The 25,936-nt window shown below is 42.3% G+C and carries 21 protein-coding genes and 1 tRNA gene; 11 read left to right on the forward strand and 11 right to left on the reverse strand.

Going from position 1 to position 25,936, the window contains the following annotated elements:
- Positions 1-12 precede the first annotated feature (12 nt).
- From AB1401_03265 to AB1401_03295, 7 genes are all read left to right on the forward strand, one after another.
- Positions 13-1,221, forward strand: a complete 1,209-nt coding sequence (locus tag AB1401_03265) for a nicotinate phosphoribosyltransferase (GenBank protein MEW6614480.1) — start codon at positions 13-15, stop codon at positions 1,219-1,221.
- A 4-nt stretch (positions 1,222-1,225) separates the two neighbouring features.
- Positions 1,226-1,669 (forward strand): Hsp20/alpha crystallin family protein, encoded by a 444-nt coding sequence (locus AB1401_03270; GenBank protein ID MEW6614481.1) that lies wholly within the window; start codon positions 1,226-1,228, stop codon positions 1,667-1,669.
- Positions 1,670-1,679: 10 nt separating this feature from the next.
- On the forward strand, positions 1,680-4,091 hold the full coding sequence (lon, locus tag AB1401_03275; protein ID MEW6614482.1) for an endopeptidase La: 2,412 nt from the start codon (positions 1,680-1,682) through the stop codon (positions 4,089-4,091).
- Between the two features lie 38 nt (positions 4,092-4,129).
- Entirely contained in the window at positions 4,130-4,774 is a 645-nt protein-coding gene (locus AB1401_03280) for a protein-L-isoaspartate(D-aspartate) O-methyltransferase (protein MEW6614483.1), read from the forward strand.
- On the forward strand, positions 4,759-5,853 hold the full coding sequence (locus AB1401_03285; GenBank protein ID MEW6614484.1) for a hypothetical protein: 1,095 nt from the start codon (positions 4,759-4,761) through the stop codon (positions 5,851-5,853). The genes AB1401_03280 and AB1401_03285 overlap by 16 nt, the downstream gene beginning before the upstream one ends.
- Positions 5,850-7,190 (forward strand): exodeoxyribonuclease VII large subunit, encoded by a 1,341-nt coding sequence (gene xseA, locus AB1401_03290; GenBank protein ID MEW6614485.1) that lies wholly within the window; start codon positions 5,850-5,852, stop codon positions 7,188-7,190. The genes AB1401_03285 and xseA overlap by 4 nt, the downstream gene beginning before the upstream one ends.
- A gap of 184 nt (positions 7,191-7,374) precedes the next feature.
- Positions 7,375-8,118 carry a M23 family metallopeptidase gene (locus AB1401_03295; protein ID MEW6614486.1) on the forward strand — a complete coding sequence of 248 codons (744 nt, stop codon included), beginning with the start codon at positions 7,375-7,377 and terminating at the stop codon, positions 8,116-8,118.
- Here AB1401_03295 and ispH read toward each other — a convergent pair.
- From ispH to moaC, 7 genes are all read right to left on the reverse strand, one after another.
- Complete coding sequence (gene ispH / locus AB1401_03300) at positions 8,110-9,873, reverse strand: 4-hydroxy-3-methylbut-2-enyl diphosphate reductase (protein ID MEW6614487.1); 1,764 nt, start codon at positions 9,871-9,873, stop codon at positions 8,110-8,112. The two genes, AB1401_03295 and ispH, sit on opposite strands and share 9 nt — an antisense overlap.
- A gap of 117 nt (positions 9,874-9,990) precedes the next feature.
- Positions 9,991-10,746: a TlyA family RNA methyltransferase gene (locus AB1401_03305; GenBank protein ID MEW6614488.1), complete on the reverse strand. Its 756-nt coding sequence runs from the start codon at positions 10,744-10,746 to the stop codon at positions 9,991-9,993.
- 8 nt (positions 10,747-10,754) lie between these two features.
- On the reverse strand, positions 10,755-13,517 hold the full coding sequence (gene ppdK, locus AB1401_03310) for a pyruvate, phosphate dikinase (GenBank protein ID MEW6614489.1): 2,763 nt from the start codon (positions 13,515-13,517) through the stop codon (positions 10,755-10,757).
- An 81-nt stretch (positions 13,518-13,598) separates the two neighbouring features.
- Positions 13,599-15,671, reverse strand: coding sequence for a glycine--tRNA ligase subunit beta (gene glyS / locus AB1401_03315; GenBank protein MEW6614490.1), 2,073 nt, complete (start codon positions 15,669-15,671; stop codon positions 13,599-13,601).
- Between the two features lie 13 nt (positions 15,672-15,684).
- Positions 15,685-16,554, reverse strand: a complete 870-nt coding sequence (glyQ, locus tag AB1401_03320) for a glycine--tRNA ligase subunit alpha (protein ID MEW6614491.1) — start codon at positions 16,552-16,554, stop codon at positions 15,685-15,687.
- A gap of 469 nt (positions 16,555-17,023) precedes the next feature.
- Positions 17,024-17,893: a helix-turn-helix domain-containing protein gene (locus tag AB1401_03325; GenBank protein ID MEW6614492.1), complete on the reverse strand. Its 870-nt coding sequence runs from the start codon at positions 17,891-17,893 to the stop codon at positions 17,024-17,026.
- 12 nt (positions 17,894-17,905) lie between these two features.
- The gene (gene moaC / locus AB1401_03330; protein MEW6614493.1) at positions 17,906-18,388 is read right to left on the reverse strand and encodes a cyclic pyranopterin monophosphate synthase MoaC; all 483 of its coding nucleotides are present in this window, start codon (positions 18,386-18,388) and stop codon (positions 17,906-17,908) included.
- A gap of 506 nt (positions 18,389-18,894) precedes the next feature.
- Here moaC and tatB point away from each other — a divergent pair.
- On the forward strand, positions 18,895-19,209 hold the full coding sequence (gene tatB, locus AB1401_03335; protein MEW6614494.1) for a Sec-independent protein translocase protein TatB: 315 nt from the start codon (positions 18,895-18,897) through the stop codon (positions 19,207-19,209).
- Complete coding sequence (tatC, locus tag AB1401_03340) at positions 19,202-19,966, forward strand: twin-arginine translocase subunit TatC (protein MEW6614495.1); 765 nt, start codon at positions 19,202-19,204, stop codon at positions 19,964-19,966. Before tatB ends, tatC begins: the two co-directional genes overlap by 8 nt.
- Before the next feature lie 23 nt (positions 19,967-19,989).
- On the opposite strand, the gene AB1401_03345 is transcribed toward tatC, so the two are convergent.
- The 4 genes from AB1401_03345 to hrcA all read right to left on the reverse strand — a co-directional run bounded on the left by AB1401_03345 (position 19,990) and on the right by hrcA (position 24,425).
- Positions 19,990-20,541 carry a phospholipase D-like domain-containing protein gene (locus AB1401_03345; protein MEW6614496.1) on the reverse strand — a complete coding sequence of 184 codons (552 nt, stop codon included), beginning with the start codon at positions 20,539-20,541 and terminating at the stop codon, positions 19,990-19,992.
- Between the two features lie 119 nt (positions 20,542-20,660).
- The gene (gene dnaK / locus AB1401_03350; protein ID MEW6614497.1) at positions 20,661-22,577 is read right to left on the reverse strand and encodes a molecular chaperone DnaK; all 1,917 of its coding nucleotides are present in this window, start codon (positions 22,575-22,577) and stop codon (positions 20,661-20,663) included.
- Positions 22,578-22,624: 47 nt separating this feature from the next.
- A complete protein-coding gene (gene grpE / locus AB1401_03355) occupies positions 22,625-23,287 on the reverse strand; it encodes a nucleotide exchange factor GrpE (GenBank protein MEW6614498.1) in 663 nt (220 codons plus the stop codon).
- A gap of 100 nt (positions 23,288-23,387) precedes the next feature.
- The gene (gene hrcA / locus AB1401_03360; GenBank protein MEW6614499.1) at positions 23,388-24,425 is read right to left on the reverse strand and encodes a heat-inducible transcriptional repressor HrcA; all 1,038 of its coding nucleotides are present in this window, start codon (positions 24,423-24,425) and stop codon (positions 23,388-23,390) included.
- Positions 24,426-24,845: 420 nt separating this feature from the next.
- On the opposite strand from hrcA, the gene AB1401_03365 reads away from it, so the two are divergent.
- A tRNA-Leu gene (locus AB1401_03365) sits at positions 24,846-24,933 on the forward strand.
- Positions 24,934-25,158: 225 nt separating this feature from the next.
- Complete coding sequence (locus tag AB1401_03370; GenBank protein MEW6614500.1) at positions 25,159-25,917, forward strand: hypothetical protein; 759 nt, start codon at positions 25,159-25,161, stop codon at positions 25,915-25,917.
- The last annotated feature ends 19 nt before the right edge of the window (positions 25,918-25,936 follow it).

The following is a 25,936-nucleotide window of genomic DNA, read 5'->3' on the forward strand; positions in this document are numbered from 1 at the left end:
GAAGGAGGTACTATGTTTCACAGTGTGACTTCCCATGATATAAAGGATGGTAAGGTAACAGATGTCTACTTTACCCGAACCTATGAGATACTTAAGGCTAAGGGTATAGATAAAAGGGTTAAGGGTGAGATTATTGCTAAAAAACTGCCCGGAGATTGGCAGTGGGCAGTCCTGGCAGGGGTGGAGGAGTGTGCTTCCTTGCTGGAAGGGCTGAATGTTAATGTGAGGTGTTTGGCTGAAGGTACCTTCTTCAGGGAGTATGACCCGGTATTTGAAATCGAGGGTGACTATACTGACTTTGGGGTTTACGAGACCTCTGTATTGGGTTTTCTGTGTCAGGCGTCGGGTATAGCAACGGCAGCAGCCAGGTGCCGAAATGCTGCCGGAAACAGGCTCTTGATAAGTTTTGGTGCCAGACGAATGCACCCGGCTATCTCTCCCATGATCGAGAGGAATGCCTTTATTGGCGGATGCGATGGGGTATCCTGTATTAAAGGCGCTGAGCTGATAGGAAAAGAGCCTATGGGTACCATGCCCCATGCACTTATCCTGATTATGGGAGATACGGTAGAGGCAACCAAAGCATTTGATGAGGTCATATCAAAAAAAGTAAACAGGGTTTCCCTTATAGATACCTTCAATGATGAGAAGTTTGAGGCACTGAGGGTAGCAGAGGCATTGGGTAAGAACCTGTTTGCCATAAGGCTTGATACCCCTTCTTCCAGAAGGGGCAATTTCCTGGAAATTATAAGAGAGGTTCGTTGGGAACTTGACTTGAGAGGTTATAGTGATGTGAAGCTTTTTGTCAGCGGAGGCATAGATGAAAAGGCAATCTTTGAGCTTAACCCGCTGGTGAATGCCTATGGGGTAGGGACATCCATCTCTAATGCACCTGTCGTAGATTTTTCTTTTGATATAACAGAGATAGAAGGGATCCCCCTGGCAAAGAGAGGAAAGATGTCCGGAAGCAAGATGCTTATTAGGTGCCCCAGATGTTTTTCATATAGAGTTGTACCAGTAAGAGTTAAAAGTGAAAAGTTAAAAGTGAAAAGTGAGGAAGAAAGCGGAAGATGCGAGTGTGGGGGAGGTTTTCAGCCACTTACAGAATCCCTTATAGAGAATGGAAGGATAGTTGGGAGATTACCAGAACCCCAAGAAATAAGAAGGATGGTATTAGAACAACTGAGGCATTTTCCAGCACAACCCATTAAGGAGAGATAAGAATATGCATTCCGACAGTTTGTTAGATCAGATAAGAAAAATCAATTTGGAGATGGAGCACCATTTCTATCGCTTGTTTAGCCCCAAGCATCCTCTTCAATCCTTATCCCAAGAGAAATGGCAACCGTACACGGATGTCTATGAGACGAAGGATGCGGTGGTGATTAAAATGGAGCTGGCAGGGGTTAAGAAAGAAGACCTCTCAGTGAATCTCTATGAGAAGAGGTTGACAATTAGAGGGGTCAGAAGGGACTCTGCTCATGGGGAGGAGAGGATATATCACCAGGTGGAGATAAACTATAGTGAATTTGAAAGGGCTATAATGCTGCCTGAAACAGTGAAGCAGGAGGCTATAAAGGCGGAGTATAAGGACGGCTTTTTGAGCATAAATATCTCAAAAGAGCATGTTCAGACAGTAGAGAAGATACTGGAAATAGAGGTAGAATAGGGGGGACAATATGGCTTCAGAATTGAAAGAAACCGCTTCAGAAGAACTAAAGGTCATAGATAAACCAGGGGGCTACGACATACCCCATGAGTTAGCCATTATCCCTGTTAGTGATATGGTTATTTACCCCCATACCCTGGTTCCTCTTGCCATAGCGGATAAAAGGGGAGCTGATGCTGTGGATTATGCTATGTCTCAGAATAGAATGGTAGGCGCCATTGCCATAAGGTCTAAAGGGAAAGCAGAGATATCCGAAGAAGACCTTTATGAAATAGGGTCGGTTATGGTTGTTCACAAGATGTTAAAGATGCCCGATGGTAGTATGAGACTTATCATACAGGGTTTGGCAAAGATAAGGGTGACTGAATACATTCAGAAAGAACCATTCTACAAGGCCAGGATAGATGTTATGCCGGAAAAGGAAGAAATTACCGAGAGGACGGAGGCATTGATGAGGACCATATCCGGGCAATACCAGAAGATGGTCAACCTGGTCCCTTACATGCCGGACGAACTCCAGGCTGCCGTCATGAACATTGAAGAACCTATAAAACTTGCATACTTCACAGCGACTATGGTCAGAATGAAATTAGAGGAGAGGCAGGGGATACTGGAGGCAGAAAATGTAGAGGACAAACTCAGCAGGGTTTTATCCGTATTAAACCGGGAGCTTGAACTCCTGGAGTTAGGGGGCAAGATTCAGTCTCAGGTGCAAAGCGAGATGAGCAAGACCCAGAGAGAGTACTATCTTAGAGAGCAGTTGAAGGCTATTCAGCAGGAATTGGGGGAGACAGATGAAAGGCAGTCGGAAATAAATGAGATTCGAACTAAAATAGAGGCAGCCAATCTGCCGTATTATGTGTTTAAAGAGGTAGACAAAGAGTTAAAGAGATTTGAGAGATTGCCTCCCGCATCAGCGGAGTACACTGTTATCAGGACATATCTTGACTGGCTTATAGAAATTCCCTGGAACAGAGGAACAGAGGATAACATCGATCTGGTAAAGGCTAAAGAGGTTTTAGAGGCAGACCACTATGATCTCAGGGAAGTCAAGGAAAGGATTATTGAGTATCTGGCTGTAAGAAAACTGAAGGATGACATGAAGGGTCCTATCCTTTGCTTTGTAGGTCCTCCGGGCGTGGGTAAGACCTCTTTGGGTCAGTCCATAGCCAGAGCATTGGGGAGAAAATTTATCCGAATGTCATTGGGAGGGATAAGGGATGAAGCTGAGATTAGAGGCCACCGCAGGACCTATGTGGGTGCTCTGCCAGGTCGCATAATCCAGGGCATCAGGCGGGTTGAATCAAATAATCCTGTTTTCATGCTGGATGAGATAGATAAGGTGGGTGCCGATTTTCGGGGGGACCCTTCCTCTGCCCTTTTGGAGGTTTTAGATCCGGAGCAGAACAACTCATTCAGTGACCATTATATAGACCTGCCCTTTGATTTATCAAAGACCATGTTCATAACCACAGCGAATGTAATGGAGACTATTCAGCCGGCACTTAGAGACCGGATGGAGATTCTCAGGCTGGCAGGGTATACTGATGAGGAAAAGGTCTGTATTGCAGAAAAGTACCTTATACCCAGGCAGTTAGAAGAGCACGGTTTAAACATTGAGAACATTGAGTTTGCCGGAGAAGCTTTACGAAAGATTATTACAAGCTACACCAGGGAGGCAGGTGTTAGAAACCTTGAGAGGCAGATTGCCAGGGTTTGCCGAAAGGTGGCACATCAGGTAGCTATAGGAAAGAAAAATAAGAAACCAGTAAATGTTTTGCCAGAAAATCTATACGATTTCTTGGGGCCAGAAAGGGTTTTCCCGGAGGTTGCCAAGAGAACATCTCATCCTGGGGTAGCTACCGGATTGGCGTGGACAGAGGCGGGGGGTGATGTCCTGTTTGTTGAAGCGATGAAGATGCCAGGGAAAAAATCCTTATCTCTTACCGGTAGTATGGGGGATGTTATGCAGGAGTCGGCAAAGGCTGCATTGAGTTATATTCGCTCTCAGGCAAAAAAACTCAATATTGACCCTGAGTTCTTCGAAAAATATGATCTTCATCTCCATGTACCGGCAGGGGCAATCCCTAAAGACGGTCCTTCTGCAGGGATAACTATGGCTACAGCAATAGCCTCTACCCTTACTGAAAGGCCGGTCAGGAATGATATAGCAATGACAGGGGAGATAACCTTAAGTGGTACTGTCCTGCCGATAGGGGGTGTAAAAGAGAAGGTATTGGCGGCCAAACGTGCTGGAATAAACACAGTAATACTGCCCCAGAGAAATAAGAATGATATAGATGAAATAGATAAGCAGCTCAGAAAAGGCATGAAATTTGTCTTTGTGGAGAATATTGACAAGGTTCTAAGATTGGCTCTTACTGATAAATCGAAGAAGAAAACGAAAAAGTTGACGGTTTGATGCGAGGCTTGGCTAGAAAAACAAAGAATAGGTGTTCTATGGATTTCGATGCCGAACGTCAACGGATGGTTGAGACCCAGCTAAAAACAAGGGGTATAACCAGCCTCAGGGTTTTGGAAGCAATGCGAAAAGTTCCGAGACACAGTTTTGTGCCTCCGGAGTTTATATCATCTGCCTACTACGATGGCCCTCTGTCTATTGGAGAGGGGCAGACCATATCACAGCCATATATGGTAGCCTTGATGACTGAGTGTTTAGGGTTAAAGGGAGAGGAAAAGGTTTTAGAGGTAGGGACAGGGTCTGGCTACCAGACAGCCATACTTGCCGAACTGGCAAAAGAAGTATATAGCATAGAAATTCATAAATCTCTTTCTGAGAAAGCGAGACAGGTTCTTACATATCTGGGTTATAACAATATAGAATTCAGGATTGGCGATGGGAGCAGGGGGTGGGAAGAAGAATCTCCCTTTGATGGTATTATAGTTACTGCCGGATCGCCTGATATTCCCGGTACTTTACAGAACCAATTGACTGATGGAGGACGGCTTGTTATCCCTGTTGGTTCAAGGTTTGTCCAGACACTTTACAGGATAACAAGAGTTGGAAGGTATTTTAAAAGGGAAGAGTTTACCAGTTGCGTGTTTGTTCCTTTAGTTGGAGAACATGGGTGGAAAGGGGAGTAATAGCGATGGAATTTTCAGGCAACTGTTTGCCAACAACCATAGGTAGTATGCCTCATACGGATGCCAGGGAGGCTACCGAGTTGATGCTTCGATATACTCACCATATCCCTGCATGGGTTCAACTGCCCAAACTACCTAAAGAGGATATGCTGACCCAGTTTACCGAAGGCATACCCGGGCTGGTATGGAATGAGGGAAGCCCCCATTTTCTAAATGAGGGGCAGGAATTTGAAGAAGAAGTACTCGCGTTTTATGAAGACTACCTCTCTGTTACAGAGGGAGGCTCATCAATTCATTTAGAAAAAAGATTTGCTGTTTCTCCTGACTATGCCTCAGGATTGTACGCCTTGATCGATGCATTGAAAAGTAACCCGCTTTCACCTCTTGCCATTAAAGGTCAAATTACCGGTCCATTCACTCTGGGGACGTGTTTAACAGATAAGGCAAAGAGATATGCCTATTACGATCCAACCCTTAAGGACATAATTGTAAAGAGTCTGGCTATGAAGGCTAAGTGGCAGATCGATAAATTTAAGCCCTTTGGGGTACCGGTGATAGTCTCAATTGATGAGCCTGGTCTGGTGGGTTATGGTTCCTCACTCTTTATAAGTGTATCAAAAGAGGATATCCAGGAATCCCTGGGACAGGTAATAGTTAGTATTCACGAAGAGGGGGGGATAGCGGCTACCCATTGCTGTGAAAATACCGATTGGTCGTTACTCCTAAATACCGATATAGATATCCTCAGCTTTGATGCTTATGGATTCTTTGATAATCTGCTTATATATGAGAAGGAGTTAAAGGAATTTATCGAAAGGGGGGGCATTATTGCCTGGGGTATTGTTCCCACCCTTGATCCTACTCTTCTGTCACAGGAGACCAGCAATTCTGTAGTCTCAAAATTGATAAATAGCATTGAAAGGCTGACAGCGAAGGAGATTGAATTTAAAAGACTGTTGAAACAATCCTTGATTACCCCCAGTTGCGGGGCCGGGTCACTCAGTATGGAATTGGCAGAGAAAGCCCTCGCACTTACCAGAGAGGTTTCTGATAAAATCAGGAAGGAATATTTTTTGTGACCAAAAACCTGGATATTTTAACGGTTTCAGAGCTTACCCAGAAGATAAAGCTTCAATTGGAATCCAATTTCGAAACTGTCTGGGTAGAAGGCGAGGTATCCAACCTCAGGTCCCCATCATCAGGACATCTGTACTTTACCCTCAAAGACGAAAACAGCCAGATCAAAACAGTGGTCTTCAGATCCCATATAAGGTTCCTCAGATTTGAGATAAAGGATGGCATTAAGGTAATATCCAGGGGTAGAGTCAGTGTCTATGAGCCCAGGGGCGATTATCAACTGATAATCGATTATATAGAACCAAAAGGGGTTGGCGCCCTTCAGCTGGCTTATGAACAACTGAAAGAGAAGCTGAAAAGTGAAGGGCTTTTTGATGATTCTCATAAAAAACCATTACCCCTGTTACCCGGAAAGATAGGACTGATTACCTCTCCTTCAGGAGCTGCTGTTCGAGACATGATAAATATCATCCTCCGCCGGTTTCCCAACACAGGGATTCTTATCTTCCCTGTACGGGTTCAGGGAGAAGGGGCATCTTCCGAAATAGCCCACGCCATAGAAGAGCTCAACAGAATATCCGGGGTTGATGTGATGATTGTGGGAAGAGGGGGAGGATCCCTAGAAGATCTCTGGGCTTTTAATGAAGAGATTGTTGCAAGGGCAATCTACCACTCAGATATTCCTGTGATTTCAGCGGTTGGCCATGAAATAGACTTTACAATTTCGGATTTTGTAGCAGACCTCCGTGCCCCTACACCGTCTGCCGCTGCAGAACTGGTAGTAGCCAATAAGTCTGAACTTATAAATTACCTGAAAAACTGGATGGGAAGACTGGAAAATCTTGTATGCCAATTTCTTGAATCCAATCGTAATAAACTGGGTTTCCTTGAGAAGAGACTATCGGATCCGAGAAGAAGAATAGACGATTTCAGATTAAGGGTTGATGATATTTTCAATCGTTTGTCTATCGATACATCCAATCTGTTACGAAGAAAGGCTGAACAGTTTGAGAGAAGAAAAGACGCCCTTATCTCCAGAAGTCCGAAAAGCAGGATAGGGGAGTTGAAAAACCTTGTTTTTCAACTGAATAAAGAGACAGATGTCCATATGAGGCATTATCTGGGGAATCAAAGACACAGGTTTGAGAGGTCACTGGAGGGGCTGGATAAACTAAGCCCACTGAACATACTCCGAAGGGGTTACAGTATAACCAGGGCTCTGCCCGATTACAGTATCTTGAAAGATGTGAAGGGATTAAAGGTTGGCGACAGGATAAATGTCAAATTACACCAGGGAGAGATAATAGGTCAAATTAAGGAACTTATAGAGGAGAATTGATACGTTGTGGAATAGATTTTTGAAAAAGTATCCCTTTTCGCTTCAACATCCATTTTTTATATGGGGAGTACTTTCCATTTTCTTTTTCATCCTTCTTTTATCGGGGACTGCTTTCGCAAAACAGAAGGGGGTTCCCTTTAAGGTAAGCTGGTTCCCAAAAAAGTTCACACAGGGTGATGTATGTGTGGTTAAGGTGCTTGTTCCCAGAGGTACTCGTTCGCTCACAGGAGAGTTTCAGGAAAAAGGACTCTCCTTTTATAAAACAAAGAAGAGTAGGTTATTTCGAACTCTAATTGGCATAGATATGGAAACAGATCCTGGGACATATCAACTGGTAATATCGGCAAAAAACCGTTCAGGTAGAGTTGTAAAGGGCAGGTATCGTATAAGGATAAAAGGGAGGGATTTTGGCGAGCAGAGAATAACCCTGCCGGAAGAGATGGTTGAGTTGGACGATAATACCTTAAAGCAGGTGGAGGAGGAAGAGAAAAAGGTAAAAGAAATATGGATAAAGGAGAGAAATGATAGGCTCTGGCGAGGGAAGTTCATTAAGCCTTTAGACGGAGAGATTACAAGCCCCTTTGGGGTAAGACGCATTCTCAACGAATTGTCAAGGAATCGCCATAATGGAGTTGACCTGGAAGCAGAAATGGGAGAAGAGATACGATCCTCAAATGCTGGAATTGTTGTATTTGCAGGTGAACTGTATTTCAGCGGGGAGTCAGTTATTGTGGATCATGGGAGGGGGCTCTATACTATGTACTTTCATCTGTCCAGAATTGATGTAGATGAAGGGCAACGGGTCAAAAAAGGGGAGATTTTAGGTCTTGCAGGTTCCACCGGCAGGTCAACCGGTCCGCACCTCCATTGGGGGGTACGTTTGCACGGGGCCAGGGTTGATCCTTTTTCTCTGCTGAGATTAAGGTGAAAGGGTAGGAGGGTTATTATAAGACAACGAAAATAACCAGATTAACGAAACTAACCATCCAAGAACAAAATTACTCTCCACCATACCTTCCAGCAAAACACCATGGGATATTGTCTTTCTTTCGTAAATAAGCGTATAACTGTATGCATAGATGACACATGCCAGAAGTAGATAACCTAAAGATGGGATTACGCCTGATAGAGACGAAGATAATAGGATTATGGATAGAATTACTAACGACAACTTAAGTACGGACCTGGTCTTATTTTCTCCTATTATAATTGGGATAGTCTCTTTGCCTACGATTCTGTCCCCCTGGATGTCCATAATGTCAAATAGAGCCGACCGAACAAATACCAAGATAACGACAAATAAAAAGGCTATCCAAGTAGAAAAACTAATTCCTTGGTTAACGGACAGAGCAGGTAAAATTGAAATAACAGTCCCCCACGCAAGTGCTACAAATGCAGTTTTTGAGCCTGGTATATCCTTTAACTTTTTGTATTGAAAGATATTCCACAGGCTTTTGGGAATTATTTTAATGCCATATATCAATCCTAGAAGAGAGATGGTTATGAGGAAAACAAAAGCCTTTCCTCCCATCTTAAATGAGAGAAAAAGGAAGGTAAATGCAGAGAGTATGATAAGGGCAACAAAGATTCCAGCATGTCTTTCGTAAAACTCTGCCCTGGCAGGATCGTTATACCTCGCGGCATCCCTGTCCGTAAAATAATAGAGGATGTGCATAGAGAATACATAGGAACTGGCAATAAGAAAATAGGATAGCCTTGGGGTAATCCCCTGGAGTAAACAGCTAACGTAACTGAGACAACCAGCACCAAAGGCAACATATATGTTGCTCTTCACAAGAAATCCCAGAGAATTTGACCAGAGCCTCGAAAAGACTGAACTCCGCCTCTTTTGAAGACTTTCTATCCTGTCAACTACCCTGTTTATCATCCAGTTTGGTGTGGATGCCCCTGCTGTAACTCCTATGTTATGGCAATCTGTGAGCTTTTTCGGATCAATGTCTTCTTCAGTCTCTACATGTAGGGTTTGGGTGCCAGTGGATTCTGATATCTCTGCTAATCTCCGGGTGTTACCGCTGTTTCGTCCCCCGATGACCACCATACCATCTACCTTCTTTGCCAGATGGATTGCCTCTTTTTGCCTTTTTGAGGTAGAATCACATACGGTATTGAATACTATAACTTCAGGAAACCTCTCCCGGATCTTCTCAGAAATCTCTGTGAATTTTGAGGTGTCCTGGGTTGTCTGAGCTACAACACAGACCTTTTCCATATCCGCCGGTAGCTGATCAACCTCTTCTATACTACTTATTACCATTCCCTTATCTAAAGAGAATCCCAGAAGTCCGATTACTTCCGGGTGTTCTTTATCTCCTACAATAACTATATGGTATCCCTCTTTTGCCTGCCTTTTTATTATAGATTGAACTTTTATTACCCTGGGACAGGTGGCATCTAGGATATTCAACCCTTTCTCTTTAATTTGTGCCTGCTCTTCAGGGCCAATTCCGTGTGCCCTTATGACTACAGTCCCTGACAACGTTCCATTTAATCCATTAAGAGCCTTTATACCTTTGCTCTCAAGCATCTCAATGGCCTGAGGGTTATGTACCAGGGGACCATAGGTATATACATTGTCTTTCCCGTTTATGGCATCTAATGCAATATCTATAGCTCTCCTGACACCCATGCAGAAGCCCGCGGTCTTGGCAAGTCTTACAGGCATTTTTCTTTCCTTAGCAAATAAATACGCATACACTAATGTCATTTCGAGCGAAACGAGAAATCTTAATGCACACAAAATGTTAGAAGATATCTCCCTTTGGTCGATATGACATTGAATTTAGTTGATATTGGGCGTACTAATTAAGTATATGAAAAACTCTTTATTTCCATCGGCTCCCAATATAGGGGACTCAATAAGTCCTAGCACCTTTAGATCATGAAACAAAGCGAATCCTTTTATCTTTTCAATTACCTGCCTGTGGTTTTCAGGGTCCTTAACTATTCCGCCTTTACCTACTTCACCCTTTTCTACTTCAAATTGGGGTTTAATCAGGGCTATTATATATCCTTCTTTTCCTATTAGTTCCCTAACCTTGGGTAAGACCTTGGTGAGGGATATGAATGAGATGTCTATTACAGCGAGATCAGCTTTTTCACCGACCTCTTCTGGGTCTATATAACGGATATTCCTGCGTTCCAGAGTGACCACCCGCGGATCCTGTCTTATTCTCCATGCGAGCTGTCCGTAGCCTACATCAATAGCATAGACTTTTCTGGCTCCCCTTTGCAATAGACAATCACTGAATCCCCCGGTAGAAGCGCCTATATCAAGGGCTACCTTGTCCTTTACCTCCAGCTTAAATTCATCCAGGGCATAGGCTAACTTTACCCCCCCACGACTTACGTAGGGTATATCGTTCTCTTTTAATTTCAGGGAAGAATCAGCAGGTACTTTTGTACCTGCCTTATCAACCCTGATACCATTTACAATGACCTTCCCCTCCAAAATCAGGGCACTTGCCCTTTCACGGCTCTGGACTAAGCCTCGATCAACCAATAGTTTGTCAACGCGTTCTTTCTTCTTTGTCACCATCCCTCTGGCTAATCACCCTTTGTGGGTGCCACCTTATCTCTCAATACCGCCTGTGCGGCTGCCAGCCTTGCTATCGGAATGCGGTAAGGGGAACAGCTGACATAGTTCAAGCCTGTTTTGTGGCAAAACTCTATTGAACTGGGGTCTCCACCGTGTTCTCCACATATGCCTACTTTTAAAGATGGTTTTTCACCTCTACCCTTCTGTACACCTATCTCAACTAACTTTCCAACCCCGCCCTGATCCAATTGTTGAAACGGATCCTTCTCCAGTATACCTTCCTTGATATAGGAGGGCAGGAATTTACCTGCGTCATCTCTGCTCAATCCAAAGGTCATCTGGGTTAGGTCATTGGTGCCGAAGGAGAAGAACTCCGCAACCTGGGCTATCTCGTCCGCTGTGATAGCGGCTCTGGGTAGTTCTATCATGGTTCCTACCAGGTAGTCTATCTTCATATTATATGCCCCCATCACCTCTTTTGCAACCCTGTCCACTACCTCTTTCTGCATCATCAATTCCCTTACGTGTCCTACAAGTGGAATCATTACTTCAGGAACAACCCTGATACCCTCTTTTGCCACCTGACACGCCGCTTCAAATATTGCCCTTGCCTGCATCTCAGTAATCTCCGGATAGACTATGCCAAGGCGGCACCCCCTATGACCAAGCATGGGATTGGTCTCATGCAGGTTTTCTATCTTGGAGGTCAGCTTTTTTTTGGACACCCCCATTTTTTTTGCCAGCGTATCGACGTCTTTCGGATTTCCAGGAAGGAATTCATGAAGGGGAGGATCAAGGGTTCGGATGGTAACCGGCATCCCGTTCATCAGCCTGAAGATACTCACAAAGTCTTCCTTCTGCATTGGCATCAGTTTTGCCAAGGCATTTTCCCTTCCTGCCCTGTCATCGGCCAGGATCATTTCTCGGACTGAATCTATACGGTCTCCTTCAAAGAACATATGTTCGGTTCTGCAAAGTCCTATACCCTCAGCGCCAAGACTTATGGCAATGCTAACTTGGTCGGGTTTATCGGCATTGGTTCTTATCCCTAAAGTTCTAATCTTATCAGCCCAGGACATTATCTCTGTATATATCTGATGTGTCTGTGAATCTTCTGGCTTCAAAGTTTTATCTATCAGTACCTGTAGAGTTTCTGAGGGAGTGGTAGGGATCTTGCCGAGGATAACCTCTCCAAGAGTACCATCAATAGAGATATAGTCTCCCTTTTTTATGGTATTGTTCCCAACTTTCATTTTTTGAGCGGTGTAGTCAATCTCCAATGCTCCACAGCCAGCCACACAAACCTTTCCCATCTGTCTGGCAACCAGGGCAGCATGGGATGTCATTCCACCCCTGGCGGTTAAGATACCCTTGGCTGCATTCATCCCTCTAATATCTTCGGGTGATGTCTCAATCCTCACCAATATAATGTCTTTATCACCTTTTTTGGCAAGTTCTTCTGCTTCTGCAGCGTTGAATACAACCTTACCACAGGCAGCCCCAGGCCCTGCATTCAATCCTTTAGCCAGCAGTCTCCCTTCCTTTATGGCATTTCTCTTTCCTTCTGGGTCGAAGACAGGGCTTAACAGCTGGTTTAACTGTTCAGGCTCTACCCTCATAATCGCCTCTTCTTTTTTGATCAAACCTTCCTTCACCATTTCTACCGCTATACGTAGGGCAGCAAAACCGGTACGTTTCCCGGAACGGGTCTGCAGCATCCAGAGCTTTCCTTTCTGGATGGTAAATTCAATGTCTTGCAAGTCTCTGTAATGCTTCTCGAGTTTATCCCTGATATCGACCAGCTGGCCGTAAATATCAGGCAGTTCTTCTTCCAGAGAAGGAAGAGGACTGTCCCCTTTTTGGATTTTGTTAATAGGTCTTGGAGTACGAATGCCTGCCACCACATCTTCTCCCTGGGCATTCATGAGGTATTCTCCGTAAAATATATTCGTCCCTGTAGATGGATCACGGGTGAATGCTACCCCTGTACCACTGTCATCACCCATATTTCCGAAGACCATTGTCTGTACGTTTACTGCTGTTCCCCAATGTCCGGGTATATTGTTGAGCTCACGATAGGCAATCGCTCTGGGATTATTCCAAGAACCGAATACAGCTCCAATTGCTCCCCACAACTGCTCCATGGGATCCTCTGGGAAGTCAACGCCTAGTCTCTTTTTGATTTCAAGCTTGAACTCTGCTACTAATTCTTTGAGATCAACATGGCTTAGTTCATTATCGAAGGTAACTCCTTTCTCTTCCTTCTTTGCCTCCAGGATAACCTCAAAGGGGTCTCTTTCATCCTTCTCTACTGGTTTAAGGTCTAACACCACATCTCCGTACATCTGTACAAACCTTCGGTAACAGTCATAAGCAAATCTCTCATCATTGGATTGTTTGATAAGACCCTTGACCGTCATATCATTTAATCCTAAATTGAGCACCGTATCCATCATGCCTGGCATAGATACCCGTGCCCCGGACCTTACTGATACCAGAAGTGGATTATCCTCATTGCCAAATTTTGCCCCCATAGCAGTTTCAATCTTGGTTAAATTATCTTCAACCTGAGCCTTTAGCCCTTCAGGATAATTTCCATTATTATCATAGTATGCGGTGCAGACCTCTGTTGTTATGGTAAATCCAGGAGGAACCGGGATACCAAGATTTGCCATCTCTGCCAGATTACATCCTTTGCCACCCAAAAGCTCCTTCATTTTTGCATTGCCTTCAGTTTTACCACTACCAAAAAAATAGACATATTTTTTCACGTGAACATACCTCCTGTATAAATTATCTGCCAGTAAACCTACTTGAGAACCAGCTACTTAAATCCCAAACCTGTATCAAAACTACTCGGTTATAATCTTTGAAAAGTCAGCGATATTTAAAAAAAGCCCCGAAATTTCAGCAAGTATAGCGAGCCTGTTTTTCCTTGTTTTCTCATCTTCCACCATAACCATGACGTTATCGAAAAAATCATCCACAGGTTTTCTGAGTTGAACCATTTTGATCAAAGCCTCAAGGTATCTCTTTTTAGAAATCAGTTCCACCACGTATTCTTCGATCTCTTTATATGCCTCAAAGAGAGTGTCTTCCATAGAATCTTGGAACAGGGATGGAAAGACATCTCCCCCTGGAGAGGATTGGCTTAAGATATTGGAAGCCCTTTTAAAGGCTATTGCCAGAGGTTTAAAATCAGGCTGGTTCTTCAACTCCTGTAAGGCTTTTATCCTTTCAAAAGAATCAGCCAGATCGTCAAAATACAACGATAGAACCGCATCTATTATGTCGTAAGAGTATCCCTGACTCGTTAACTGGTATTGAAGACGGAGCCTGAAGAACTCCAGGACTCCCTCTTTAACCATAACGGGATCCCTGGATATCTTACCATTCAAATATTCTATATTTATTTCAATTAATTTCTTAAGTGAGATGGGATATCTTTTATCCAGGATGATGTTAACGATCCCCAATGCCTGACGTCTTAAGGCATAGGGATCAGATGTGCCTGTCGGAATCAGTCCTACCCCAAAACACCCTACCACCGTATCTAACTTATCGGCTATGCTAACGAATGCCCCTGCATGGGTAGAGGGGAGGATGTCCCCTGAGAATCTGGGGAGATAATGCTCATAGATGGCAGTTGCTACCTCCACGTCTTCACCCGAAAGCAAGGCATATTCCCTGCCCATAATTCCCTGAAGTTTTGGAAACTCTCCAACCATTCCGGAAGTCAGGTCGGCTTTACAGAGAATGGCGGCCTTTTTCGATATCTCTTTGAGTTCAGGCTTGATCTCCAATGCCAGGCATTCGGCCATCTTTTGGAACCTCATGACCTTTTCATAAAAGGTTCCCAGTTCTGATTGAAAAACTACCTCCTTTAAATGGTAAACCCTCTCCGGGAAAGGTATCTTTTGGTCTTCTTTGAAGAAAAACCTGGCATCAGATAGCCTGGCCTTCAAAACCCTCTCGTTTCCACTGACAACTATTCCATGGTCTTTTGCCAACGTATTGTTAACAGCAATGAAGTATGGTAACAACCTGTCAGCATCATCGACTACGGAAAAATACTTCTGATGTTCCCTCATACTGGATATCATGACCTCTCTGGGCAGATTCAGAAACCTCTCTTCAAATCTTCCCAATGTTGCTGTCGGATATTCCAGCAGATAGGTTACATCATCCAGCAGCTCATCATCCTCTAATACCTTTCCTGACACCGCTTTTGCAGCCTGAGAGATTATCTCTTTTATTTTATCTTTCCTCTCGATTGGATCGATAATAACATAGGCATCTCTGAGATGCTTGATATAATGGTTAAAGTCTTGTACCTTAAATTGATCTGGGCTCATAAAACGGTGACCAAAGGAATGGTCTCCGCTTTCAATATTATACATCTTAAAAGGAACTATCTCCCCATTAAATATACACAGAATCCAGTGGATGGGGCGAGCGAACCTTATTGACGAATCTCCCCATCTCATGGACTTGGGGAAGGGGATAGACGCAATGAACCTTGGCAGGATGGAGGATAGAACCCTTTTTGTATCATTGCCAGTCTCCTTTTTTCTGACTGCCAGGTATTCTCCCTTGAGGGTGCTTACCTGCTGGAGATCACTTGGGTTTATCCCCTGTGCCCGTGCAAAACCTATGGCTGCCTTTGTTGGATTCCCGTTTTGATCAAGGGCAACTTTTTTTGACGGACCTATAATCTCTATATAGGTATCCTCCTGTTTATCTGACATATGGTCAATATAAAGTACCAGTCTCCTGGGAGTCCCCAAAGTTTTTATCTGTCCGAATCCAATTCTAAGGTTCTTAAGCTCCTTTTCAATGAGTTCCTTCATATCCTTCAATGCGTTGGGTACAAACCCTGATGGAATCTCCTCTGTCCCTATTTCTAAGAGTAACTCTTTTGCCATAGTACTATCCTAATTAATCTTCAAGCAGTGGGAAGCCCATCTCTTCCCTTTGCTTAAGATACCCCTTTGCACATAATCCTGCAAGGTTTCTCACCCTGCCTATGAAACTCGTTCTTTCAGTGACACTTATAGCCTTTCTTGCATCCAGCAGGTTAAAGGTATGAGAACACTTTAAACAGTATTCATAAGCCGGTAATACCAAGCCCTTATTAATCAATTCTAAAGATTCTTTCTCATACATGTTAAACAGATTAAACAACATAGCCACATCAGCCAGCTCAAAATTATAGACAGAGAATTCTACCTCACTTTGATGATGTATATCCCCGTATTTTATCTTCCTTGCCCATTTAAGATCAAATACATTGTCTATGCCCTGGAGGTACATAGCAATCCTTTCAAGTCCATATGTCAGCTCAACAGAAACAGGATTGAGGTCTATGCCGCCAGCCTGCTGAAAATAGGTGAACTGGGTTATTTCCATCCCATCCAGCCAAACCTCCCAGCCCAAACCCCAGGCACCAAGGGTAGGAGACTCCCAATCATCTTCAACAAACCTTATATCATGGGCTAACAGGTCTATGCCAAGTTCTTCTAAACTATTCAGGTAGATATTCTGAATATCCATTGGGGAAGGTTTCATTATTACCTGAAATTGATAGTAATGCTGAAGACGGTTTGGATTTTCTCCATACCTGCCGTCGGTAGGCCGGCGGGAGGGTTCAACGTATGCCACATTCCATGGCTCAGGGCCCAGAACCCGAAGAAATGTGGCGGGGTTGAATGTTCCGGCACCAACCTCAATACCATAGGGTTGCTGAATGACGCAACCCCTGTCAGACCAGAACCTTTGAAGTGATAGTATAATATCTTGGAAATTCATAATGTTGTGTTACCCGGACTTATGAAGACATTTGAAAAATCCCTAATTTGTCATTGCGAACGAAGTGCAGCAATCCCTCTCCTGCCTATGAGATTGCTTCGCCCCGACTTGTCGGGGCGAAGCAATGATTGAAAGCGAATTCTTAGCACCTCTCTTATGGTCAACAACTAAGTAAGTAGCAGGCAAAAATAAAAGCCCTGCGGGCTATTTTTGCTTCTCAGTAACGTATTATAGTGAAGGACTTAAATAAGTTGACATCCACCATTTGTCATTGCGAACCCCGACAAGTCGGGGTGAAGCAATCTCTTGGGATTGCCACGTCCCCTTCACTTCATTCAGGGCTTTGGCTCACTCGCTCCTCGCAATGACTACTTTTCGAGGTCGTTCACTATTAGTATCCGTAAAAAAGAGTTATGATTTGGACAAGGCTGTTTAGAAAACCTAAAAGGAATTTTGCCAGACAGCGCTTTTAGACTGAAATATTTAAATCATTCATCTTTTTATATAAAGTATTCCTGTTAATCCCTAAAAAACGAGCTGCCTCATACTTTATGTTCTTCGTCCTCTTAAGTGCCAATTTTATTAATATCTTCTCTACGTTGGATATAATGTCGTCATATAATCTTCTTTTGCCTTCAGTCGTTACGTCCATTACTGTTATTATCTCATCCAGTTTCTTCTCTAAAACCTTTTCTATAGAGAGTTGTTTTTGTGGATTTGTTCTTAACTCATGTCTATCTATGGTGTTAACATCCTTTAGTTTTTCCAGCTCAAGACGCAGGTATTTGTTCTCTCTAATGAGATCTTTCTTTTCCTTTTCTGCTGTATAGTAAATATTTATTGTTTGTGCAATAATAGATGTAATGCTGTTTAGTAAAATTAAATCCTCATTAAATTCTACACTATCATCAAAAAGGCGATCTACTATAAGTACCCCCATAGCCATGCCTTCGATCTTCATTGGTACGCATAAATAGGAGATATCCTGCTTCTTTATGTCAGATATCTTTGAACTGTCCAAAAACAAAGGAGGGCCACCTAAACTGGAAATAGCTGCGGGTAGTCCACTTTCAAAAACCTTTTTGTGAATGTCCCCATCTTCTATCCCTTGTTTGTTAGGGCCATAGACAACTTCCATAATCAGTTCCTTTGTCTCGGAATCCAACAGTATCAAAGAACCCTGGCTCATGGTCAGACGTGAAGCAAGGATATTCATTACGTTACTGAGGGAGCTCTTTAGATCCAGTGATGAGCCTAAAGCCTTATTTATTTCTAATAAGGTGTTTATTTTTAAGGTCTCTTGAAAGTTTTCTTGATTCTCTTTGGACAAATCTTTCATTCTTTTTCTCCCTTAGTTTTTACCTATTATATAATCACCACTTTTCCCCCCGCTTTTTTTGAGTAGCTTTATATCTGAAATGACCATCCCGCGATCTTTGGATTTACACATATCATAGATAGTTAAAGCTGCTACTGACACGGCAATAAGTGCCTCCATCTCTACCCCTGTTTTACTAACAACCTTTACCCTTGATTCGATTCCGATTTTGCTTTCTCCTGAATCTGGATGAAAACGAATGTCAACAGTGGTAATATTTATGGGATGACACATTGGAATCAAATCACTGGTCTTTTTTGCTGCCATTATGCCCGCTATTTTAGCAACCTCTAAGACATCCCCCTTCTTGATCTCCCTTTTGGCTATCATTCGGAAGGTCTCTGGTTTCATTGCTATTATGCCAGAGGCAATCGCTTCGCGCCTCGTGACAGCCTTCTCAGTAATATCTACCATCTTGGCTCTTCCTTTATTGTCAAAATGGGTTAATTGGAGCATTCCTCTCTCCAGAAGTTCTAAAATTTTTTAAATAGTGTTAAAAGCTGTTTTTATCTCCTGAATTATCCCGGATAAAAAGAGTGAACTATAATGAACCGAAAAAGAAAATTGAGGAGGCCCGACCCCATCCTACCAGGGCCATAGTGAACAAAAGAAAAGATTAAATGTGATGCCAACATAGTAGATAGTAAGGTGGGATGAGAGTGTAATTTCTAATCTTACCAACGCTGTGATTAACGAAGCCCTTAGTTAAAAAACTGCAGTTATTTTTATATTAAAAGTTTTTTTTAGTCAAGGCTAAAAATTTAAAATTATCTCAAAGTTGTCATAAGTAACTTTTTTATAAGACTAAAATTTATTTTTCTTTTATGTACTCTTTGAATAATCAAAAGGTTGGCTTGGCATTTATAAAATAAGTACGAGGAAATAATCATTGACAGTTATAATAAAAAACTCTATTCTTATCAGTATGTTAGTTTGTGAAACCAATATCATAGGATAAAAGGATGTTTGGGATTGGAATTCCGGAATTGATAGTAATCTTTATAGTTGCTTTGATATTTATAGGCCCAAAGAAATTGCCTGATCTCGCCAGGGCATTAGCAAAAGGGTTAACAGAGTTTAAAAAGGCTGCCGAAGAGGTTAAACAGGAGTTGGATATTGGGGGGGAGCTAACTAATCAAAAAGAGGAATTGTTGAAAGACTATAAAGAAGTAGTAAGAAATGTTACGGAAACGATGGGCACGATGGGGTTAGAAGAAACAGAATACAAGAAAGGAACCTTGGAAGTTCAGGCAGTAAAGAAAGAAAAAAGTGACTGAAGAGAATAAAGAGGAGAGAGAAGATAGGGAGCTAAGTGCTGATGAAAAGCTCCCTTTTACTTCTCATCTTGAAGAGTTAAGAAGAAGATTGATCATCTGTTTTATTACGGTAGGTGTTGGGTTTGCTGCCTCTTATGTCTTCTCAAAGGAGATATTCAATATTTTAATGAAACCTCTACTCGATGTAATGCCACCTGGAGGGACATTAATATTTACTGGATTAACAGAAGCCTTTTTCACTTACCTAAAAGTGTCGTTGTTGGCCGGTATTTTTATTGCTAGCCCGGTCCTTCTCTATCAGATTTGGTCTTTTATTTCCCCAGGACTTTATAAGAGAGAGAAGAGGTGTGTCTTTCCTTTTGTTGTCTTTTCAACCGGTTTTTTTATTGGTGGTTCATTGTTTGGTTATTTTGTGGTCTTTCCTTCCGGCTTTAAATACCTTATGAGCTTTGCTACTGAAGCTATACGACCATTACCCTCTGTGAAGGAATATCTCTCTCTCTCTACAAGGTTGCTTTTTGCCTTCGGGATTGTATTTGAACTGCCTCTCTTTATCTTTTTTTTAACAAAGATTGGGGTAGTTGATGCCAAGATGCTGTCCTCTAAAAGGAGATATTCCATTGTAATCATCTTTATTGTTTCTGCAATACTTACTCCTACCCCAGATGCAATAACCCAGTTGATGATGGCAGTTCCTCTTCTGCTGTTATACGAATTGAGTATATGGGTAGCCAAGGTGTTTGGGAGAAAATCCTGAGCGGTCCACTTTTGACGAAGCCGTCACTTTTTTATCCAGAGCCTGTTGAATTCTCTCTCGAAAAGCTCGGCTACTCTGGTAGATGGTATGATTAGCAAATTTTCGTAATTCCAGTTTTCTGCTGAAGTTGTCCAGTTATAGGATCCGGTAATGACTACCTTCCCATCAATGACGGCAAATTTATTGTGCATCGAGCCGGTCTCATCGCCCAGATTATTTCTATTGGGTCCCTTTCTGTATTTAATGCTTATGCCTTTATTTTCAAGGAACCTGCTTTTGGAATAATCATCTGAAGAACTTTCTATGTCCATAATAACCTTTATGTCTGTCCCTCGTTTGGAGACCTTTATGAGTTCCCTTGCTATGCGGCCGTTTGTGAAGTTGAACATTGCTATGTGGATACAGCTTTTTGCCCTTCCAATTTCTTCAATTATCGCTTTTTCACAGTTGCCATTAGGGCTAAAGTAGATTTTAATACGCTCGGTTTCATCTACCCCTATAGCAGAACTAACAGACAAAAGAGTGAGTAGAGAAACGATAAAGGTGGATAAGGTTCTTTTTGGCAGCAGGGGCATTGTTAATAAATCTCACATTCCAGTTATTAATGACCTTGTAAAAAAGTCCATATGCAGTGCAACCCCACATATGGACTTTTTACTGTGTTATCCCAATCTAAATGTTCTGTATCTTTGAGTTATTTATCGTCCTTTACCTCTTCAAAGTCGGCATCGACCACATCTTCATCTGAGGGTTTCCCCGTATCTTCATCAGTCTGTGTTTTTGAGGAACCAGCGCCTGCGGCTTGAGATGCCTTGGCATACATACTTTCTGCCAATTTATGGGATGCTTTGCCTAGTTCTTCGCAGGCATTTTTGATGGCATCTGTATGCGAACCTTCCATCTCTCTCTTCACTTTTGCGATAGCGTCCTCTATGTTTTGTCTTTCAGCTGCATCAACACTGTCTCCGTGCTCTTTCAGGGTTTTTTCTGTAGTATAAATAAGGGTATCAGCCTGATTTCGGGCTTCTGCTAATTCCTTCTTTTTCTTGTCTTCCTCGGAATGTACTTCTGCCTCTTTTATCATGTTTTTAATTTCCTCTTCAGTAAGTCCACTAGAGGCAGTGATCTTTATGGACTGCTCTTTGCCGGTTCCCAAGTCCTTGGCAGATACATGGACGATTCCGTTAGCGTCGATATCAAAGGTTACCTCTATCTGGGGCATTCCTCTGGGGGCAGGGGGGATTCCAAGCAACTCAAACCTGCCAAGCGTCTTGTTGTACTGAGCCATTTCACGCTCCCCTTGCAATACATGGATACTCACTGCAGGTTGGTTATCTTCTGCCGTAGAGAATATCTGACTCTTTTTGGTAGGGATGGTAGTGTTTTTCTCAATGAGTTTAGTGAATATGCCTCCCAGCGTTTCGATACCCAGGGAAAGAGGTGTAACATCAAGCAGGAGCACATCTTTCACCTCACCTTTAAGAACACCAGCCTGTATTGCTGCACCAACAGCAACTACTTCATCCGGATTTACACCCTTATGAGGTTCTTTGCCAAATATCTCTCTTACCTTTTGCTGAACCTTTGGCATCCTGGTCATTCCACCCACAAGAATAGCCTCATCGATGTCAGAGGGTTTTAGTCCAGCGTCTTTCAATGCGGTCATACATGGGGGCACTACCTTCTCAATCAAGTCGTCCACTAATTGCTCCAGTTTTGCCCTTGTAAGTTTAATATTAAGATGCTTAGGCCCGCTGGCATCTGCTGTTATAAAGGGTAAGTTAACATCTGTCTCTGTGGATGTGGATAGTTCATGCTTTGCCTTTTCTGCTGCCTCTTTCAGTCTTTGCAGTGCCATCTTGTCCTGTCTCAGATCGATCCCCTGATCTTTCTTAAACTCGGCAGCTAAGTAGTCAATAATTCTGCGGTCAAAGTCTTCTCCACCCAGGTGGGTATCACCGTTGGTCGCCTTTACTTCAAAGACACCATCTCCAATCTCCAGGATTGATATGTCGTAGGTTCCTCCCCCCAGATCAAATACAGCAATCTTTTCATCCTTCTTTTTGTCAAGACCATAAGCTAAAGATGCTGCGGTTGGTTCGTTTATTATCCTCAAAACGTTTAATCCTGCAATCCTTCCAGCATCCTTTGTAGCCTGGCGTTGACTGTCGTTAAAATATGCCGGGGTAGTAATTACTGCCTCAGTGACCTTTTCACCAAGATAGTCCTCTGCAGTCTGCTTCATCTTCTGTAAGATCATTGCGGAGATCTCTGCTGAACTATAGTCTTTACCCCTTATATTAACCTCGGCATCTCCATTCGTTCCTTTCGAAATCTTATACGGAAGATTGGGTATGTCCATCTGGACTTCTTTTGAATCATATTTCCTGCCAATAAGCCTCTTGACAGCAAACACAGTGTTTTCAGGGTTGGTTATTGCCTGTCTCTTGGCTATTTGCCCAATCAACCTCTCCCCACTGTCTGTAAATGCGACCATAGATGGTGTTGTTCTACTACCTTCTGCATTGGTAATAACTTTAGGGTCTCCACCCTCCATGATAGCTACACAGGAATTGGTGGTCCCTAAATCAATCCCTATTACTTTGCCCATACTTTCCTCCTTCCTTCACCAGCAGCTATATCTATCAACCTTTAGTCTCAGTTAGTTGTTGTTTTATCCCCATTCGCTACATTTACCTTGTCGGTATCTTGTTTTAAAGATGATGTAGTGACTGTAACTTTTGCCGGTCTAAGAAGCCTACCATTTAAAAAATAGCCTTTCTGAAACTCTGAAATGACGGAACTAGCCTCATACTCATCGCTTTCAACTTGCATCATTGCTTCATGCCGATTGGGGTCAAATTTTTCTCCTACAGAAGAAAAACTGGTAACACCAAATTTTTCTAAACTCTTCATAAATTGGTTTAAAACCATCTCAACCCCTTCAATCAGAGATTTTGAATTATCAGGACTAGAATTTTCCCCATGTTTTAATGCCATCTCCAGGTTGTCAACTATAGGCAAAAGGTCTCTTATAAGATTCTCATTACAGAACCTTATTGTATCTGCCCTCTCTTTCTCCATCCTTTTTTTATAATTCTCAAATTCGGCTTGTGTTCGGAGTAATCTGTCGAAATTTTCTGCTGCCTCCTTCTCTTTAACACAGAGTTGCAACTTCAAATCTTCTTCTCGGTCTTCCTTTTTTTTCTCTTTCTCCGCATCTATTTTCTCTACAACTTCTCCCTCCTTTTTTGTGACATCGCTGTCTATCTCTACTTTTTTGCCTTTTTTGGGTTTACTGCCTGGTTCTTTTTTATTCATTACTTCCATCCTGACTACTGACCTCGCCAGAGGCACGGTCTCTAGCGGCCTCTTACGGGGCTAACTTCTCAAATTTATTGTAAAGCAACTGACTTAAGGTTTAGTATCTTGTACCCATTATTTTACTGACCGTTTTAGCAGTGTAATCAACTATTGGAACGACATCACAATAGTTCATCCTGGTCGGTCCAATTACCCCAAGGGTACCCATCGCATAATCTTTCCAGGTGTAAGGAGAGATCACTATACTGCATCCCTCTATTTCCTGAAATTGACTTTCTGTGCCAATAAAAATCTGGATTCCATCTGCCTCCATTGCTTTATCTAACAGCTTTATTAAGATGTTCTTCTCTTCAAAAGTACGTAGAATAGTTTTCATCTTTTCTACATCACAAAATTCAGGACAGTCAAAGATATTGCACTTTCCTCCTATATAGATGTCATCCTCCGGGTAGTTGCCGAAAACCTTCTGACTCAGTTTTAAAGCCCTTGACAGTAACCGGTCATACATATTACTTTCCTTTTTCATCTCATCGATGATCTTCTCCCTTACTTCTCTTAAGGTTAAATCGGTCAAGATTTGATTCAGGTATCGGGTAAACTTGTACAACTCATCTTGAGAAAGATTTTCTTCTATTTCGATAACCTTATTATGAATAATACCTGCTTTTGAAACAAAGACAACCAGTATCTGTTTTTCTTTTAATTTAATAAATTCTATGTGTTTAAAGATTCTGTTATTGAATTTGGGAGCCAAAACGATTCCTGTATATCGGGAGATTTTGGAGAGAAGCAGTGAAGTCTCTTTCATGACGTCTGTAATCTCTAAGTTTAAAGGCCTGTATCCACTCTTAATGGTCTCCTTTTCTTGTTTGGTAAGCTTTCTGACTTTTAAAATACAATCCACGTAGTAACGCAGCCCTTCATCTGTGGGAATTCTGCCTGCTGATGTATGAGGTTGGAACAAAAGTCCCATGTCTTCAAGATCTGCCATGATATTTCTTATAGAGGCAGGGCTCAGATCTACCTTATATTTTTTTGAAATAGTACGAGAACCTACCGGTTCACCTGTTAAAATGTATTCATTAATTACGGCGTGTAAGATGTTTGTGCTTCTCTCTAATAATGTTTCAGCCATTGCCCCACCTATCTGAAAATTGAGATAATTAAGGTATTTTATGAAGTTAGCACTCTTTTACAAAGAGTGCTAGTATTTATAAAATAACAACCACTACCTTTATTGTCAAGCAAAAAATTAAATAATCTAACCTTCCTTATTTTTTGTCCAAGAACTCTCTAACTATCATGTTTTTATAATGGTTTCCTTTTATATGCCTAGTTGTAAATTCCGTAACCAATCCCGGAGAATAAAGAGAGGATGTATCAAAATATTAAGAATTAAGAGAAAGGAAAGATTTGGTTTTATGGAATGATTTTAACCATTAAATAATGGGTTGACAAATGTTTTAAAAGATACTATAAAAATTTTATAAGTACATTAAGTCCTTTAGTTATTTACAGAAATAACTATACCTAAAAACATTAAAGAGTGTTGAGTGCCTGGGTGGCGGAATTGGTAGACGCAAGGGACTTAAAATCCCTCGGGGTTTAACCCCGTGCCGGTTCGATCCCGGCCCTAGGCACCAATAAAATCAAGGGGTTAGCCGATTGAGGGTAGCCCTTTTTTTAATAGAATATCGGTTACAGATATAGCAGCTCCGCGAATTAACGGGATTCCTTATAGCTTTCCATTCAGATTTGATTACCTCATTTCATCCTCATGGTGTCGCTGAATGTAGGAAATTTGTTCTTGTGTAGCTGGGATGCAGATCAGCGAGTCCATCGGGTGGAACAAAAAGAAGGAGAGAAATATGGCAGACGAAATTTATCCATTGAAAATGAATGAAACAGAAAAGGCATTCTGGACACTGGCTCTGAACGAAGCTAATGACCCTCGGCAGTTCTTTATAACAACACGCCTTTTCGCTGGAATTCTGATCAGGCTTGTAAACGAAGTAGAGAAAACCTTTGGTGATAAAGGCCATGAGATCTGCTACAAAATCATGCACCAAGTTGGGCTGGAGGTCGGAGAAAGAATTATGCAAAAACTGGGGCTCGAGGGTAAAGCAGACCTTCATACCATCCTAAGAGTAACGAGGTATCATGATCTCCAGATTTTCAACATTTGCGCCGAAATAATAGAATCCGAGGATAGACGAGGCACGTACCGGGTAACTTTCTGTCCAATTATGCATCATCCTGACTTTAAAGCACGTGACTGCCGTATTTGGTCATGGTATTTTAGGGGGATACTAGATGCGCTTGGTGTTGACATCGGGTTTGAATTAAAGGAATTGGTCCCTGCTGGTGGTAACGTTTGCGAATTCAGCTTTTTCTATAAAGAGGATGTCATTTCGAAAGAGATAGCGGATGAGATAATTGACTTCTTGAATAAAAGGAAGGAAAACGCAAAATTGAAGGAAATCTTTTTCCATCTTAAGAAGTTGGGATTAGTGTCTGATACAAATGAGGGGTTTGGGCTAACTCGAATTCATGCTTCAGTGCTAAGGGACAGGAACGATATTGTCCTTTACGAAGACGGGTTTGGTTCTCCGAAGGAAGCAGCTTAAGACCGTGAGTTAGTACCAA

The organism is Thermodesulfobacteriota bacterium (assembly GCA_040757775.1).
Taxonomy (GTDB): Bacteria; Desulfobacterota; UBA8473; order UBA8473; family UBA8473; genus UBA8473.